Raw genomic sequence first — 15525 nt, 5'->3', positions numbered from 1 at the left:
GAACCGTATTGATCCATTCACGTCAATCATCTCTTTCATGACGGCCACGAATGGGCGATGATTGCGGGGATGAAGCGGGTAACCTAAAATTCACCCGTCATATTTAAACTTGTCCGTCTATAGCGGCTGTGGCGACGGTGGAAACCATCTGTCGCCGGCCTTTTTGTGGTTCATTCGAGTTGGATTGGCTGATGTACAGGCTTCAAAAGGCGGGACATAAGCAGGCACGTCCGCTTGATGAAAAAACGGCGCCCGCCGCCAGGCCCCACGGTTCCCTGCTGGACGATCTGGTGGATGAGGACGAGGTTTTCGAACGCACGGTGCTGAAAGAGCATCTGGAGCCGAAACCGGTCGCCGCCGCCGAGCCGCCCCCGGCCGAAAAGCCCGTCAAACCATCCTCGCCGACCGGTAGTCTGGCGGCCGCGCTACCGGGCCTGAAATATATCGACAGGATCGGTGTGGACGATATCCTCATCTGGCTGCGTAACGGCATTGTCTGGATCGTGCTGGCGATCATTCTCTGCGTCGCCGCCGCACTGACCTACGCTTCCATGACGCCGCCGCGTTACACCGCCTATACGGATATTGTCGTTAATCCCTCCAATCTCAACGTCGTCAATGACGGCGTGTTTTCGCCGAGCCAGCAGCGCGACACCCAGATCCTCGAAGTGGAAAGCAAGCTGCGCACCATCACCTCGCGCAACGTGCTGGCGCGGGTGGTGGATGAGCTGAAGCTCGATCAGGATGCCGAATTCATCAATCCGCCGCCGCTTGCCCGGCTGAAGGCGATGTTTTCGTCGAAGCCGGAAGATGGCGACAACCGGGTCGGGGCGCTCCGTTCCCTCGGCGACCGGGTGGCGGCGGAACGCGATCCGCGCTCCTTCGTGGTGACGCTTTCGGTCTGGACCAACGACGCGGAAAAATCCGTGACGGTTTCCAAGGCCATCGTCAAAGCCTTTGAAAGCGAGCTGTTCCAGACGACCTCCGACAGTAGCCAGCGTGTTGTCGACGATCTCAAGAAACGGCTCGAGGAGATGCGCGAGAACGTGACGGCTGCCGAAAAGCGGGTGGCGGATTTCCGTCGTGAGAACGGATTGCAGGAAAATAACGGCCAGCTGGTCAGCAATCTCGCCTCCGGCGAACTGAATGCGCAGGTTCTGGCGGCACAGCAGCGCGTCATTCAGGAAGAATCACGCCTGAAGCAGATGGAAGCGGCGATTGCCCAGAACCGCACGCAGAGCGATGCCATCTTCGACAGCCAGACGATGAACACCATCCGCGCGCAATATAGCACCCTGCAGCAGCAGATCGGCGCGATGACGCTGACCTATGGTGCGCGGCATCCGCGCCTGGCAACCGCGGGGGCGGAGCGCGCCATGCTGGAACGCGGCATGGCGGATGAAGCGCGGCGCATCCTGCAGGCGGCCAAGACCAATGTCGCCGAGGCCCGCTCTTCGCTTGATGCTCTCAGATTGAAGGCGGTGGCGGAACGGGCCAACGTCTTCACCGATAACGAGGCACAGGTGCGGCTCAGGGATCTGGAGCGCGACGCCAATTCGGCCGCCGCGATCTACGAGACCTATCTTACCCGCTCGCGCCAGCTTGCCGAACAGCAGTCGATCGATTCCACCAATGTGCGGGTGATTTCGCAGCCCGTCGCGCCGAATTCCAGAAGCTGGCCGCCGGGCAAGCTGACCTTCCTGATTGCCGGTGGCGCAGGCGGTCTGTTCCTTGGTCTCGGCATTGCCGGGGCGCTCGGGCTCTGGGGTTATCTGCGCCGCAACGACCACGATGAAAGTGCTGCGCGTTACGCCTGATGGGGCCGACCCGTTGCGCTTATTCTTCCGACGTCAGACCGTCATAAACTTCGAGCAGGGCAGCGGCGATGGCAGCACCCAGCGCATTGCCCGCATCGCGAATGCCGGCCTCGTCGCCGTCGCGGACGGAAATGGCGAGATCGGATGCTTCGTTGGCGACGATTTCCTTTGCCCGTTCTATTGCCCAGAGGCCGAAATCGCCGCGGTTGTCGATCGAGATGGTTTCCATGGCCTTGACCTTTTCTGTGGTGTGGGTTCGCCGTTCCTTAACCCATCGGCCGGCAAACCGGAATAGGCGGAAAGAGCGGCCTCAACCTGCGGACGTGTAAATTGTCGGCTTCAAGCGAAGGGTTTATAAAAATATTAATGATAGTTCTTCGTAGTGTTTGAAGCCTTATACTCTAAGCATATGTGTGACTATAACAATGAAACGACGCCTATCTTGGACACCGGACAGATTATGACAGGGAGCGAAATGCCGGATGCGAAAGGGCCGAACAAGACCTGGCCCGTCATTCCGCTTGCGGCTTTACCCATCACTGACGCGACGATTGAAGAAACGGCGGAGGATTTCATCCTGCGGGCGGGGCGTGTGCGCGCTACCGGCGCAAGGCCGTTCTATTCGACCTCGGCGAACGGTCAGGTCATTGCGCTTTGCCACCGCGACAGGGAATTTGACGCCATGCTACGGCAGGCGGACCAGATTCATGCCGACGGCATGTCACTGGTAATCTTTTCCCGCAAGTTCTGTCCGAATGCACTGCGCGAACGCGTTGCGACGACGGATCTCGTTCATGCGGTTGCCCGCCGGGCCGAAGAGACGGGTGCGCGGTTTTATTTCCTCGGGGGCTCGGAAGAGGTCAACCGCGCCGCAGTCGAGGAAATGCAGAGGCTCTATCCGCGCCTGGTCTTTTCCGGGCGGCGCAACGGTTATTTCAACCGGGACGAAGAAGAGGCGATCCTTGCCGATGTCGTGGCATCGCAGACCGATATTCTCTGGGTCGGCTTCGGTATTCCGCTGGAGCAACGTTTCGTTTCGCGCAATCTGGACAGGCTTTCCGGCGTTGCCGTGGTCAAGACCTGCGGTGGCCTGTTCGATTTTCTCGCCGGCAAAAACAGCCGCGCGCCGCAATGGATGCAGGATATGGGGCTGGAATGGCTCTACAGGGCGATGCTTGAGCCGAGACGCCTTGGCAAACGTTACCTGCTGACCAATCCGATCGCTATATATTCGCTTCTGAAGCACAGCTACCGGGCTTCGGGACGCTGACGAAGCGGAGAGGAAACGGCGGCTTTGCCCTTCTCCGTTTTGCCATCCGTACCTTTGATTGCGCAGCGGATTTTTTTGAAAGCCGCGCACGCCAGTCTATATGAGATCACCCTAACGTATTGAAACGATGCGCCTCGCCGCTGAAATTCGTTGCAACTGCGCGCAACGGCGCTACACTGGGGAAATATTATAAATTTATTCGAATCAGAGATATTTGAGGGCAGCGATGGTCATTACGTCCATTTCTCTTTTTGTTTATGGGATTGGCACTGTTACCTCTCTCGCCATGACCTATATTGAAGGCGCTCGCCGCGACAGGGATTGGGATTTTTACCGGGTGACCGGTATCGTGCTTTGTTTCTTTTGGCCGGTTCTCGTTCCGCTTCTCATTCTTGCAGCCGTCTTTTCTTCCCTCGGTTTCCAAAAACGCATGAATGCGCTTTCGCTGGGCAGGGAAAAAACGCTGGGCTGATACGGGCACCCGTAATGAGGAATATCAGACCTTTTTCACCGGCGCCTTATAGGGCGTGAGCGTGATGCCCAGGCTCGCCATCACGCGGCCGAGGGACATCAGCGGCGGATGGGTGGCGGGCAGCAGCGCCCCGGTTTTCAGGAAAGCGGCAACGGCGCGGATGAGCGACAGCCCCAGGCTGGCGACGTTTTTGGCGGCAAGCAGCAGTCCACCCTTGAGGCCGGGTCGGCGAGCGCGGTCGATGCTGTAATTGATGATGCCGGTTCTGAGCGAGCGCTCCATGATCCAGCGCGGCGCCATGCGGTTTTCCGGCACATATTCGATGATGAGGGCTTGAGCGCTCCATGCGAATTTGAAACCGGCCTTGCGGCAGCGGGTGAAGAAATCCATATCGCCGCCGCCGAGGAAATTGAACCGCACGTCGAATTCCGGTTTCGGCAAGCTCTCAAAAACTTTCCGCGAAATCAGACAGTTGCCCGATCCGTGGATCTGTTCGACGGGACCGGTTGGCGCTTCGATGGAGCCGAACAGCGGATGTGACAGCACCGCCTTTGGCGCGGGTGCGTCGAATTCGCGGTTGACCGGTCCGCCGACGATATCGGCGCCGAAGGACTTGGCCGCCGACACCATTTCGGCGAGCCAGACGGGGGAGGCGGCCTCGTCATCATCGATCATCAGGAACCATTGAGCGGACGGATAGCTCTGCCGGGCGGTGCGGAAGGCGGTATTGATGGCGTAACAATTGCCCTGTGTCGGCTCCACCAGCGTCTGGCCGGCCATGCCGCTTTCACCAAAAAACGCACGCGCGACGGCAAGGCCCTGCTGGCCTGCGCCATCATTGTCGACCACGACGATGGCGAAGGGAAAATCAACCTTCTGGGCCGCCAGCGACAAAAGCGTCTTTCGCAGGCCTTCGGGCCGGCGGAAACTGGGAATGCACACCACCGCTTCCGGCATGATCTCGGGCATGGAAACTCCTAAATACCGGCAAGCGCTGCGGCGGAAAAAACGACGGCCCTGAGGCTTTGGCGGGGGCGATGAATGAGCGTATCGGCAAGTGCCTTAAAGGCCTCGCGGTAACGGCGGGCGCGGAAAGCCTGCGCCACGGTATAGGCATTCATGTGGTTTTCGGATTTGTGGCGGAGCCGCCGCAGTTCCTGCGGGGAAATGGCGGCGACGATGGCGGGGTCGGAAAACACCGCCTCGATGGCCGGCTCGCAATCCCGGAAGGTCAAAAGCCGGTTCATCATCACGCTCGTCCGGTGCACCCGGTAATCGAGAACGTGGCAGCCGGGCAGATAAACAAAGCGGCCGGCGGCGGCGAGCCTGCACCAGCCATACCAGTCTTCTGCATAACGCAATGTCTCGTCGAAACCGCCGAAATCCTGAAAGATGCGGGTCCTGACCAGCATGATGCCGCCATTGACGATGAAGTTCCCGCCCAGCAGCGGCTGGAGGATGAAACCGTCAGGCTTTTCACGGCGGCGAATGAGATTGCGCCGGCCGATCTTGGCGCCGTTTTCGTCGATGCGCTCATAATCGCCATAGACGGCAACGACGTCGGGGCCGGAGATGCCGGCACAAAGAGCGGCGATGGCACCCGGCTTCAGCCGGTCGTCGGCATCGAGAAACATCGTCCATTCGCCGCGTGCCTGCGACAGGCCGAAATTGCGCACGGCGGAAACGCCCTGCCGGCCCTGCGGCCGGGCGAGCAATTTGACCCGTGGATCGGAAAAACCTTCAACCTTCTGCGCGGTGGTATCGGTGGAGCCGTCATCGACCACCAGCACCTCGCGGATGGTCTCGCCCTGAAGCAGGACGCTTTCGATCGCTTCCACGATGTAACGCTCGCCGTTGCGAACGGGAATGACAATCGAAACGGAAACCAAGGTTTTCAACTCCATAAGGGTGGGCCAAGAATTCGCACAGCGAAGTTACTACCGGATTAAGCGGACCTCGCCAATTATGACGTGGTATAGCGTCGGTTAACCTTGCAAATCTTTAATATCCTTTTGGCATGATCGAGATGTTATGTTTTGAGAATTAGAGCGTGGTTGCGTCCTTTCGGACGTTGATGCGCGAGGGTTGCGGAGGCGGGTGAATGCGGATCGGGCGGCGGAATTTTCTGGGCGGTGCGGCGAGTGCTGGCCTGTTGCATGCCATGGCCGGCCCGGCCCTTGCCGCGCAGAAGAAAGCGCCGGTCAAAACCGCCCCTTATGGTGCGGCGGTTTATCTGCCGGATCTCAATGCCGATAGCCGCATTGGCGAGGCTGTTGTCAAATATTGCTCGCGCATCACCCCGGTTACCGAAATGAAATGGGAGGTCATGCGGCCTTCAGCTGACGTGTTCGATTTCTCCGCCGCGGATGCAATCGCCAACTTTGCGCGCCAGCACAAGCTTTCCATGCACGGCCATCCGCTGATCTGGTACGCCTCCAACGCGCCGTGGCTTGCGAGTGTCGGCGGCAGCGGCAAGGTCGAGAAGCTGATGGAGACCCACATCGTCAAGGTGATGGAGCGTTACAAGGACGTGATCCACAGCTGGGACGTGGTCAATGAGCCGATCCCCGATGTGCCGGGCAATGTGCGCGCGCGGCGGGATGCCTGGTATTACGGGGCGGGGTCGGACGCCATCAAGAAGGCCTTCGATATTGCGCACGCAGTCGATCCGAAGGCGCAGCTCGTTCTCAACGAATATGATGTGGAATTCGCGGTTGAAAAATCGCCGGCCAAACGCGCGGCCTTTCGCAACCTCATTCTCGAACTGCTTGAGAAGGGCGCGCCGATCAACGCCATCGGCCTGCAGGGACATCTGCGCGGCGGCTGGCCGATCGCCAAGGACGAGCTTGCCGCGTTCGCCACGGAAATGCGCAGCTACGGTCTTGCCATTCTGGTGACGGAGCTGGATGTGATGGACCAGACGCTGCCCGGCCCGGAGGCCGAGCGCGATATGCTGATCAACCGCCAGGTCCGCGATTTTCTGGAAGCGGCCTCGGCGGGTGGCGGGCTTTCCTCGATCACGACCTGGGGTATTTCGGACCAATATAGCTGGATCCGCTGGGCCTATCCGCGCCGGGACGGCACTCCCAACCGGCCGCTGCCGCTGGACTGGAGCTTCAACGAAAAACCGATGATGGCCGTCATCAAAGAATTCCGGAACCGTGGTGCATGAGCATGAGTGCTGAAACGTCGCTTCCTCCCGTACAGAAAGCGCTGCAGATCAATCTGCATCCCTTCGATGCTCCGCATGCGGCCCTTACCCTGCCGCATCAGCTGCGGGTCTGGGGCGGTCAGGTGGACCGCATTCTTCTGACTGTTGATACCGGGCAGGTCGGGGCGGGCCGTTACAAGGGCAATGGCTTTGATGCGGCCAGCAAACGCCTTTTCGACATGCTGGAGGAAATGCAGACCAATTATCCGCATCTGCATGTGGATGTGGTTGATTACAGCGATGCGGCGCGCAACCTGGTGGCAAAGACCTTCTTTTCGCGCTCGCCGATCCCCTATCCGGCCAAGGCCTTCGACGGGGGGCCGTTTCATGTGTATTTCTATGGGCTGAAACGCGCCAATGCCCGTTATGTGCTGCATATGGACAGCGACATGATGTTTGGCGGCGGCAGCCAGAGCTGGTTCGAAGAGGCCGTTGCCCTGCAGAAGGCCAACCCCGATGCCCTTTGCATCACGCCGTTTTCCGGGCCGCCGACGGTGCGCGGCGATCTTGATATTTCCCGCCATGTCGGCATGCCGGGGGTGAGGAACATCCCTGAGCCGCGCAAGCTGCCATCGCGCATCCCGACATGGCGTTTCGCCACTGTCTCCACGCGGCTTTTCATGATCGACATGGACCGCTTCGCCAAGCGGATCGGCTCTCTGGAACTGCTGCGGCCCGATGCCAAGCGGCGTATCCGCTCCTATGCCTATAACCAGCAGCCGGTCTCGATGCCCGCCGAAGAGGTGCTGAGCACCAACATGATGCGCGTGGGCGTGCACCGGCTGGATTTTCTCGGGACGGGGAAGGGCATGTATTCGCTACATCCACCCTATCGCTCGCCGGAATTTTACGCGGCGCTGGGGTCGATCGTCGAGCGTATCGAAAAGGGTGACGTTCCCGAAGGGCAGCTGGGCGATTTCGATATCAACGGCTCGATGGTGGACTGGACCAGCGCGCTGGCAGCCAAGACGCGCTCCAAACGTTATGCGAAGGCGCTGCGCCACCTGATCTCGGCGAATGTCCAGCGTTTCACCAAGGCGTAAAACGCTTGCAGCCTGCCTTCTGCGCCAAGGGCGTGGGGGCGGGTCAATAGTCGGTTATCAGCTTGCTCCAGCTTTCCGAGCATAGCCCACCAATATAGATGTCGCCGGCAATCGCCCGGTCGCGCAGGGCTTCATCCCGGGTTGCCATGCAGAAATACCCGTCATGGCGAAAGCTCATATGGTTCTGGCGGTACAGCGCGTTTATGAGAAAGGGCTGTGACATGCCGGTGACGTGGGCGTAGTTCTCGTCGTCGAAATGGCGGAACAGGGTGTTGAGCACGTCGTTTTCACGACCGGCATCGCAGACGAGATTGAGCACATAGGCGGTTCTTCCCGGCTGGCCAAAAAACAGCGCGGCGCCCATGACATGGCCTTCTGCGGTCTCGATCGTCAGGCTTTTCAGTTCACCGAGGCTCTCATTGGCCCTGCTCATTTCTATCAGCCAGTGAAACTCCTCGTGAGACCATTCCGGACGAATGGAAAACCGCTCGATCATCGTCAGCGCCTTGCGGCGGAATGTCTCGAAATCCACGGTTCTGACGCTGGCGCCGGCGACCTGATGCGGCCTCAAGCCTTTTTTCCATGATCGCAGGATGCCGTCGATAAATCCAAGCGCCGACAGGGCAAGGGTGGTCTTGGCCAGTTTCGAGCGTCGCGGCATGCGCAGCGCAATCGTGCAGAAGGGCTTGAGGGCCTTGTGCCATTGCAGGCTTTCGATCGGCATCATATTGCCGCCGATCGCCACCCAGTGATCGGCGCTGACGGGGGAGGCCGTGTCCGAAAACAGCATGTCATGTTTCGTTGCCCGCATGCTGCGAGACAGGCGGGCAGCCCCCAGCGCGCCGAGTTTCCCATCTGATGCGAAAGCGCACAATAACCTGGCGGTAATGGCTTTTCCATTCGCGACAAACCGCATGGGGACTGCGAGGATGACGCTTGTGACCCTGTTTTCCCCCGCATCATAAACGACGCTGCCATATTCCGGATCAAAGGTGGGGCTGCTGAAGAACAATGTCTCGACATAGGAGCGGAAATCGAAATTTACCTCACGCCCGGTCTTCTTGAAAGCGCTGTTGAGAACCGCCTCGACAGCCTCGACATCGTCCTTGCGCATGGGGCGAATGCCGGCCGTTCCGGGCTTGCCCGTGCACCGTGTCGATTGACCGATATCGCCATCGTCCATGTTGGTGTGTCTTGGAACGTCCACCTTAGGTCTCCAGCCTTATGCGCAATTATGAGATCAACTCTAGGATATATCTTAAGTTGTTAATATACGCTAAAGAGAGCCTGGAGTCATACCCTCAATACGCCCAAATTGTCCTTCTGCAGCGCAGATGGAAGTAATTTATTCGAGGTTATATTTCGTTATGATATTAATAAAATCAAATATTTGATATCAATTCACAAAATTGTTTCCGGCGGAAATTCCACCGCTCCCCAGGCTGACCTCCAGAATGATGCGCCATTTCTCTGTTTGCGGGTCTATCCCTTTATAACAAAAGAAAAAGACGGAATTACTATTCTTCCGTGCATTATGCATAACTAAAAAATAGGATTTTTGCAGGATATTCCTGTGACGGGGAGGAAGCATCGGGTACGATGTGTGCTGACGTGGAAAAAGGAAGAGAAAAACCCCTTATGGATGCAGCGGACGACGGACAGGGGCGTGGCTATTGGCGGGACGCATTGTTTTATGTGACCTTCCTTTACTTCACGATCGGCTTTTCGCCCTATGTTTCACTTTCCTCCACCTATTCCGGCTCCGCCATGGCAGCCGGCTCCAGCCTTCTCAACCAGCTCACCGCGATCATTCTGCTTTTCAGTTTCGTGGCGTTCATGGCGAAGGAAAAGTCATTCTCGATTCTCTTTGCACCGCGCCTGCTGATCGCGGCGATTTTCGGCTGGTATGCGTTCACTTCGCTGGTGGGCGAAGCGCCGATGTTCTCGCTGCGGCGGCTGGTCATGTGCGCCATCATCTGTGCGCTTGCCGATGGTTTCCTGCAGTTACCGCGCACCGAGCGGCATTTCACCACCATGCTTGCCTTCTGCGTGTGGATTATCCTGTTCCTGTGCTACTTCGGGATCGCGGCCCTGCCCGGACGGTCGATTCATCAGGTCAGCGATGCGCTGGAGCCGTTTCTTGCGGGCAACTGGCGGGGCGTCTTCAATCACAAGAACGAGGCTGCCTCGATCATGTCGGTGCTGATCATCGTCGGGATCTACCTTTGCAGGCGCTGGTCCTTCTTCGGGGGGATGGTGGTTCTGCTGCTGTCACTGATCTTTCTGGTGAAGTCAGGCGGCAAGACGGCGCTTGGGCTGATGCCGATCATCATCGGTACAGGCTGGTTCATCGTGCGCTGGCCACAATGGCGGTATCTGGTCGTGACCCTGCTGATGGTGGTCTTCACGACGGTGGTGATCGGCACCACTGTCGATCCGGTCTTTTCGCAGATGCTGACCAACATGGGGATCGACGCCAGTTTCACGGGCAGAACCGATATCTGGACCATCGCCATTGATTATATCCATCAGCGACCGGTTCTCGGCTACGGGTATCAGGCCTTCTGGCGCAGCGATGCGCTATTATCGAGTTCCATTGAAAACAACAGCTGGGCGGCGACCGCGCCGGCTGCGCATAATGCCTATTTCGACCTTGTGCTTGCGGCCGGCGTTCCGGGTCTGGTGCTGGTGCTGGTGTGGATCTATCTGCTGCCGCTTCATTATCTTGGCAAAATGGATGAGGCCACGCGCAAAAGCCCGCTGACGAGGCTTTATGTCGGCGTCTGGCTTTATGTGCTGCTCTACAGCTTTCTGGAAACAATCCTTATGCTGAGTGCGGGTTTCGTCTGGTTTTTCCTTATCGTCGCTGTGATGGGCCTGCATCTGCAGGCGACTGCCAGCCTGGTCCAGGATGAGAAACGGCGGGAGCCAGCCCGCGCCGATGATGACGGGATAATGGTGCCGAAGCCTCTTTCGCGCCCCACATCATAGGCTGTTCGTTGCGGACGATGTCTGGCGGGACGATGCCGGTTCGTGCCGGTGCGCGCAAGTGCTGATCCGCCGGGCGAGTGGCAGGACTGGAGATGCCATTCGCCATTGATGGGGTACATTTTTTCATCGCAGCTATTGACCTCAACTATTGTTGAGGAATTATCAGAGCATGGAACACTGTTGAAGGACGTTCCATGAGCGATATCATACTCTCCCTACGGATCATATCTGGCCGCGCCCGCAACCCGCGCTCCCCTTCCAGGGAGGCGTGACGATGGCTGAAAATTCCACGGCGCTGAAAATCACCCTGCTGTTTGTCGCTACACTCACCATCATGGCCGGAACGACGGTTGCGCCCTCGCTGCCCGCCATCGAACAGAACTTCCTGTCGACAGCCAATGTCGGGCTGTTGAGCCGTATGGTGTTGACCTTGCCATCGGTTTTCGTTGCGCTCTGCGCGCCCGTCGCCGGAATGCTGGCGGACCGCTTCGGCCGCAAACGGCTGCTGCTGGGTGCCATCCTGCTTTACAGCCTTTCCGGCATATCCGGTCTTTTTGCCGATAGCCTTGCGGGTCTGCTCGTTGGACGGGCGTTTCTGGGTCTGGCGATCGGCGGCATCATGACGATCGGCACGGCGCTGGTGGGCGATTATTTCGAGGGGCCGGCACGGGAGCGTTATCTGGGTCTGCAGCAGGCTTTCACCCAGCTCGGTGGCGTCTTTTTCGTCGTCGCGGGTGGATTGCTGGCAGATATTCACTGGCGCGCACCCTTTGCGGTCTATGCCATCGCCCTGCTCATTCTGCCGGCGGCCCTGCTATTCCTGAAGGAGCCGGCGAGGGGTGATAGCCGCGGCGGCGAGGGCGGGCCGGCTTTTGCCGTCAATTGGCCTCTGGTGGCCGTGCTGGCGGCGGCAGTGTTTCTCGTCAACGCCCTGTTTTACACCATCCCTTCGCAATTGCCGTTTTTCATGCGTGAACTCGGCGTGTTTTCCGGCAGTGTTGCGGGATATGCGATTGGCATCTTCAATCTGGCAGGGGCGCTGACGGCGCTCAATTTTGCAAGATTGCGCAGGCATATGGGTGTGGCCGCCATTCTTGCCGTCGGGCTGGTGCTGATGGCGACGGGATTTGCGCTGCTTGCCATGGCAGACGGGCTGGTTTTCATGCTGTCGGCGGTTGGCGTGGCGGGGCTTGGTCTTGGCCTTGTGATGCCGGCCATCATGTCCACGACGATCATGCTTGCACCGATGCGGCTGCGCGGGCGTATCGCCGGCATCGTCACGGCATCGATGTTCCTCGGACATTTCATCTCGCCGCTGGCGAGCCAGCCTTGGATTGCCCGGTTCGGTTTTGCAACGGCTTATCGCGATATCGCGGTGGTCTTTGCCGCCATGACCGGTCTTGCCCTGCTGGCCGCACTGGTTCAGCGCTGGACGATGATGCGCAAAGCGCGGACTTTTGCCCGAAGCGGATGATGGCCTGGCTGGCTGCGAATGCGTGTTGCAGGCGCCGCTTCGTTCGGCACAGCAGGCGGCAGAAATACCTGTCGCCGCTTTATAATCCTAATATTCTGCAGGCCCGAGGGACATGAAGGAATTGTAAAGTTTTTGACTATAATCATTTTATCGAACAAGGAATGGTGATCGGCATCCAGCAAATTGGCCGCGCTCCATTTCTCTCGAAATGCGCCTCCGCTCTCTTTCGGGTCGCCTGTGCTTTAGAAGGTAACCTGTCGATATTTGAAGGGCGGGCATCACTTTTGGCGGGCGCATGCATGATGCAAATCGCGGCTCGGGCCGGTGATGCGTCTCGCGAAGCCTCAATGATCGAGGCGTTCGACGTGCAATGTCAGTTTTGCCGAACACCTCCGGCACGGGGAAGGAGCGGTTTTTCATTGACGTGAGGTTTCCGTGTCTTTCCTTCAAAACGCCAGCATTCGCACCAAAATCCTGTCGCTTATTCTGCCGCTCTGCATCGTCGGTCTCGCCGCGACCGCCTTCATGTCCAGCCGTTACAAGGAGGCGGATACGGCCTATTCGTTCTTCATTGCCAATGACAACGCCGCTCTGGTGGAGCTTGCGCGGGCCAACCGGAATCTCGCCGCGGTTGCCTATGGTGCCTATCAGGTGATGGCCTATGATGCGAGCGGGCCGGATATCAAGGTTGCCAGGGAATTTTATACCGAGAGCAAGCGGCTGCTGGTGATGCGCCTCAACAATGTGAAGGCGGCCTTTCCCGAAGAGGCCAGTGCCATCAACGGCTTTATGGCGAAATCGCAGGAGATTACTGCGATAACCGACAAGGCGGTCGAATTTGGCCTCGCAGATCGCTCCGCGGAAGCGGCAGCGGAGATGCTGAAGGCTGATGCCTCCATTCGGCCCGCCGCCGTTGAGATGGCGGCGCTGCTGGACAAGCTGGCAAAAGGCGTCATCAAGGGTAGTGACGATCTGACGGACCAGACCAATTCGACGATCCTGACATCGCTTGCCGCGATCGGATTTGTTTTCTCCATCGGTGTCATTCTGGCGATTTTCGTGGCGTCGCGTGGCATCACCGCGCCGATTGCCCGCCTGCGCGAACGGATGGTGGCACTGGCCGGCGGCGAGACGGCGGCGGAAATCGACGGCACGGGCCGCGGAGACGAAGTCGGCCAGATGGCCAAAGCCGTTCAGGTATTCCGCGAAAATGCGCTCGAGCGTATCCGCCTCGAACAAGAAACCGAAGCCAATCGCAGCCTTTCGGAAAAGGACCGCATCGAGCGTGAGCAGCAGAAGGCGCGCGAAGCGGCGGACGTTAAGTTCGCAGTCGATAATCTCGCTGCCGGCCTTTCGAAACTGTCCGAAGGCGATGTTTCCTACCGCATCGGCCAGCCGTTCACGGCAGCGCTGGATGGCGTTCGCAACGACTTCAACATGTCGGCTGAAAAGCTGCAGGGCGCGCTGACCAAGGTTGCGCAGAATGCCGGTGGCATCGGCGCTGGCGCAAACGAGATCAAATCGGCCGCCGATGATCTTGCCAAGCGCACGGAACAGCAGGCCGCAGCCGTGGAAGAAACCGCCGCCGCCCTGGAAGAGATCACCACCACGGTGCGCGATTCCACCAAGCGTGCGCAAGAAGCCGGCCAGATCGTCAGCCGCGCCAAGGCGGGTGCCGAACAATCCGGCGAAGTGGTGCGCCGCGCCGTGGTCGCCATGGAACAGATCGCCAAATCCGCCAATGAAATCAGCAATATCATCGGCGTGATCGACGAAATCGCCTTCCAGACCAATCTTCTGGCGCTGAATGCCGGTGTGGAGGCCGCGCGTGCGGGCGAGGCCGGCAAGGGATTTGCTGTCGTCGCACAGGAAGTGCGCGAGCTTGCGCAGCGCTCCGCCAGTGCGGCGAAGGAAATCAAGGCGTTGATCACCACGTCCAACGATCAGGTGCAGCAGGGCGTTCAGCTGGTGGGCGACACCGGCAAGGCGCTGGCGACCATCGTCTCGGAAGTGCAGGAGATCAACCGGCACGTGGTTTCCATCGTCGAATCCGCACAGGAGCAGTCTTCCGGCCTCCAGCAGATCAATACGGCCGTCAACCAGATGGATCAGGATACGCAGAAAAATGCGGCGATGGTGGAAGAAACCAATGCCGCAAGCCACAGCCTCGCCAAGGAAGTCGCCTCGCTTAACCAGCTGCTCTCGCAGTTCAGGCTTGGCGATGCCGCCTATCAGCAGAAGAGCCAGCCCGCTCCGGTTCGCAATGCCGGCGGCAACGACAGGCCGGTCGCATCCCCCGTCCGCGCGCTGGGCCGCAAGCTCGCCTCCGCCTTCTCCGGCAATGCGGCGGTGGATACGTCAAAGGATGACTGGCAGGAGTTTTAAGCGACGGTCGGTTATTTGCAGGAACATCGGCGGGGATATCTCCGCCGATGTTCTAGGAGGTTAACGTTGGGCGGCTTTGTATTGCGGGCTCAATGAAGACCGGACAGCTTTCTCAAGTCGCTGTTTTTGCGCGACTGCCAAACCTTACCCATGGCTTTGTAGCGTTCCACAACTTCGGGGTCGAGCCGGATCGTAACGGGCGTTTTCAACGTTTCCGCTTTTGGCCTGCCGTGACGGGCGAGTTCCCGATCGATGTTTTTTCCAAGGCCAGGGAAAAACTTGCGAAATGGCTTTGCCAGGGCGATTTGTTCGTCCGTGGCTTCCGGGGCATCCACATCAGATGCGATCATCCGCTGGACTTCCACCTCTTCCTTTTGCGTGAGCAAACGTTTCGAAGAAAATTTAACAGGCATCAGAACCTCCTTTCCCTGGCGCTGGCTGGCCGCATTGAAATCACGGACAGGCACTGCGAGCCCAACGGGCGAAAAAAACCGCGACAATGATACGTCCCTCAAATTCACCCACGGCCATAAAGCGGTTTTCATTGGCCGATATGACAATGGAGCCTGCGAAAAATTCAATCGGCGATCTACCTGCGCGATACCGATCGGCGCTGGTTTGTCATGGGCGCTTACAGCGCCATTAGAAACAATGGAAGAATTTTACCCTGGGCGCAGCGGCGCGCTCCCTTTCGGGTGAGATAGTTTCAATCTCATTTGCCAAGTGATTGAAATAATGGCGCACCCGACAGGATTCGAACCTGTGACCTTTGGAATCGGAATCCAACACTCTATCCAGCTGAGCTACGGGTGCAGCGGTCACGCTTGAATCGCGTGCAGCGGTTGGTTCATACCCCAGCTTT

13 protein-coding genes and 1 tRNA gene are annotated in these 15525 nt (G+C 58.7%); 8 read left to right on the top strand and 6 right to left on the bottom strand.

What is annotated here, in order from left to right:
• Positions 1-191: 191 nt before the first annotated feature.
• Positions 192-1817 (top strand): polysaccharide biosynthesis protein UppM, encoded by a 1626-nt coding sequence (gene uppM, locus QSV77_RS10025; RefSeq protein WP_302733336.1) that lies wholly within the window; start codon positions 192-194, stop codon positions 1815-1817.
• 19 nt (positions 1818-1836) lie between these two features.
• Here the strand turns inward: uppM and QSV77_RS10020 are convergent, their stop codons facing one another.
• Positions 1837-2046, bottom strand: a complete 210-nt coding sequence (locus QSV77_RS10020; RefSeq protein ID WP_161991256.1) for a hypothetical protein — start codon at positions 2044-2046, stop codon at positions 1837-1839.
• Positions 2047-2292: 246 nt separating this feature from the next.
• Here QSV77_RS10020 and uppL point away from each other — a divergent pair, with 246 nt between their 5' ends.
• Positions 2293-3087 carry a polysaccharide biosynthesis UDP-hexose transferase UppL gene (gene uppL, locus QSV77_RS10015; RefSeq protein WP_302733922.1) on the top strand — a complete coding sequence of 265 codons (795 nt, stop codon included), beginning with the start codon at positions 2293-2295 and terminating at the stop codon, positions 3085-3087.
• A gap of 226 nt (positions 3088-3313) precedes the next feature.
• Positions 3314-3559 (top strand): hypothetical protein, encoded by a 246-nt coding sequence (locus QSV77_RS10010; protein WP_269701897.1) that lies wholly within the window; start codon positions 3314-3316, stop codon positions 3557-3559.
• Positions 3560-3583: 24 nt separating this feature from the next.
• On the opposite strand, the gene uppJ is transcribed toward QSV77_RS10010, so the two are convergent.
• Complete coding sequence (gene uppJ / locus QSV77_RS10005; protein ID WP_302733334.1) at positions 3584-4528, bottom strand: polysaccharide biosynthesis UDP-hexose transferase UppJ; 945 nt, start codon at positions 4526-4528, stop codon at positions 3584-3586.
• A gap of 8 nt (positions 4529-4536) precedes the next feature.
• Positions 4537-5448 carry a polysaccharide biosynthesis endo-1,4-beta-xylanase UppH gene (gene uppH, locus QSV77_RS10000; protein ID WP_302733333.1) on the bottom strand — a complete coding sequence of 304 codons (912 nt, stop codon included), beginning with the start codon at positions 5446-5448 and terminating at the stop codon, positions 4537-4539.
• A 212-nt stretch (positions 5449-5660) separates the two neighbouring features.
• Between uppH and uppI the strand changes: the two genes are divergently transcribed.
• Positions 5661-6731, top strand: coding sequence for a polysaccharide biosynthesis UDP-hexose transferase UppI (gene uppI, locus QSV77_RS09995; protein ID WP_302733332.1), 1071 nt, complete (start codon positions 5661-5663; stop codon positions 6729-6731).
• 2 nt (positions 6732-6733) lie between these two features.
• The gene (uppG, locus tag QSV77_RS09990) at positions 6734-7813 is read left to right on the top strand and encodes a polysaccharide biosynthesis glycosyltransferase UppG (protein WP_161991284.1); all 1080 of its coding nucleotides are present in this window, start codon (positions 6734-6736) and stop codon (positions 7811-7813) included.
• A gap of 43 nt (positions 7814-7856) precedes the next feature.
• On the opposite strand, the gene QSV77_RS09985 is transcribed toward uppG, so the two are convergent.
• Positions 7857-8927 carry a GNAT family N-acetyltransferase gene (locus QSV77_RS09985; protein WP_302733920.1) on the bottom strand — a complete coding sequence of 357 codons (1071 nt, stop codon included), beginning with the start codon at positions 8925-8927 and terminating at the stop codon, positions 7857-7859.
• Positions 8928-9451: 524 nt separating this feature from the next.
• Between QSV77_RS09985 and QSV77_RS09980 the strand changes: the two genes are divergently transcribed.
• The 3 genes from QSV77_RS09980 (at position 9452) to QSV77_RS09970 (ending at position 14663) form a co-directional block, all read left to right on the top strand.
• Complete coding sequence (locus tag QSV77_RS09980; RefSeq protein ID WP_302733331.1) at positions 9452-10804, top strand: O-antigen ligase; 1353 nt, start codon at positions 9452-9454, stop codon at positions 10802-10804.
• 274 nt (positions 10805-11078) lie between these two features.
• Complete coding sequence (locus QSV77_RS09975; protein ID WP_302733330.1) at positions 11079-12278, top strand: MFS transporter; 1200 nt, start codon at positions 11079-11081, stop codon at positions 12276-12278.
• A 435-nt stretch (positions 12279-12713) separates the two neighbouring features.
• Positions 12714-14663: a methyl-accepting chemotaxis protein gene (locus tag QSV77_RS09970; RefSeq protein WP_302733329.1), complete on the top strand. Its 1950-nt coding sequence runs from the start codon at positions 12714-12716 to the stop codon at positions 14661-14663.
• An 89-nt stretch (positions 14664-14752) separates the two neighbouring features.
• Here the strand turns inward: QSV77_RS09970 and QSV77_RS09965 are convergent, their stop codons facing one another.
• Positions 14753-15076 carry a BrnA antitoxin family protein gene (locus tag QSV77_RS09965; protein ID WP_302733327.1) on the bottom strand — a complete coding sequence of 108 codons (324 nt, stop codon included), beginning with the start codon at positions 15074-15076 and terminating at the stop codon, positions 14753-14755.
• Between the two features lie 323 nt (positions 15077-15399).
• Positions 15400-15476: transfer RNA gene (locus QSV77_RS09960), tRNA-Arg, on the bottom strand.
• Between the last annotated feature and the right edge of the window lie 49 nt (positions 15477-15525).

The sequence above is a fragment of the Agrobacterium sp. V1 genome, assembly GCF_030518355.1.
GTDB classification, from domain to species: domain Bacteria; phylum Pseudomonadota; class Alphaproteobacteria; order Rhizobiales; family Rhizobiaceae; genus Agrobacterium; species Agrobacterium cucumeris.
Note: the sequence above shows the minus strand (reverse complement) of the source record. Positions and strands in the feature narration are given on the sequence as shown.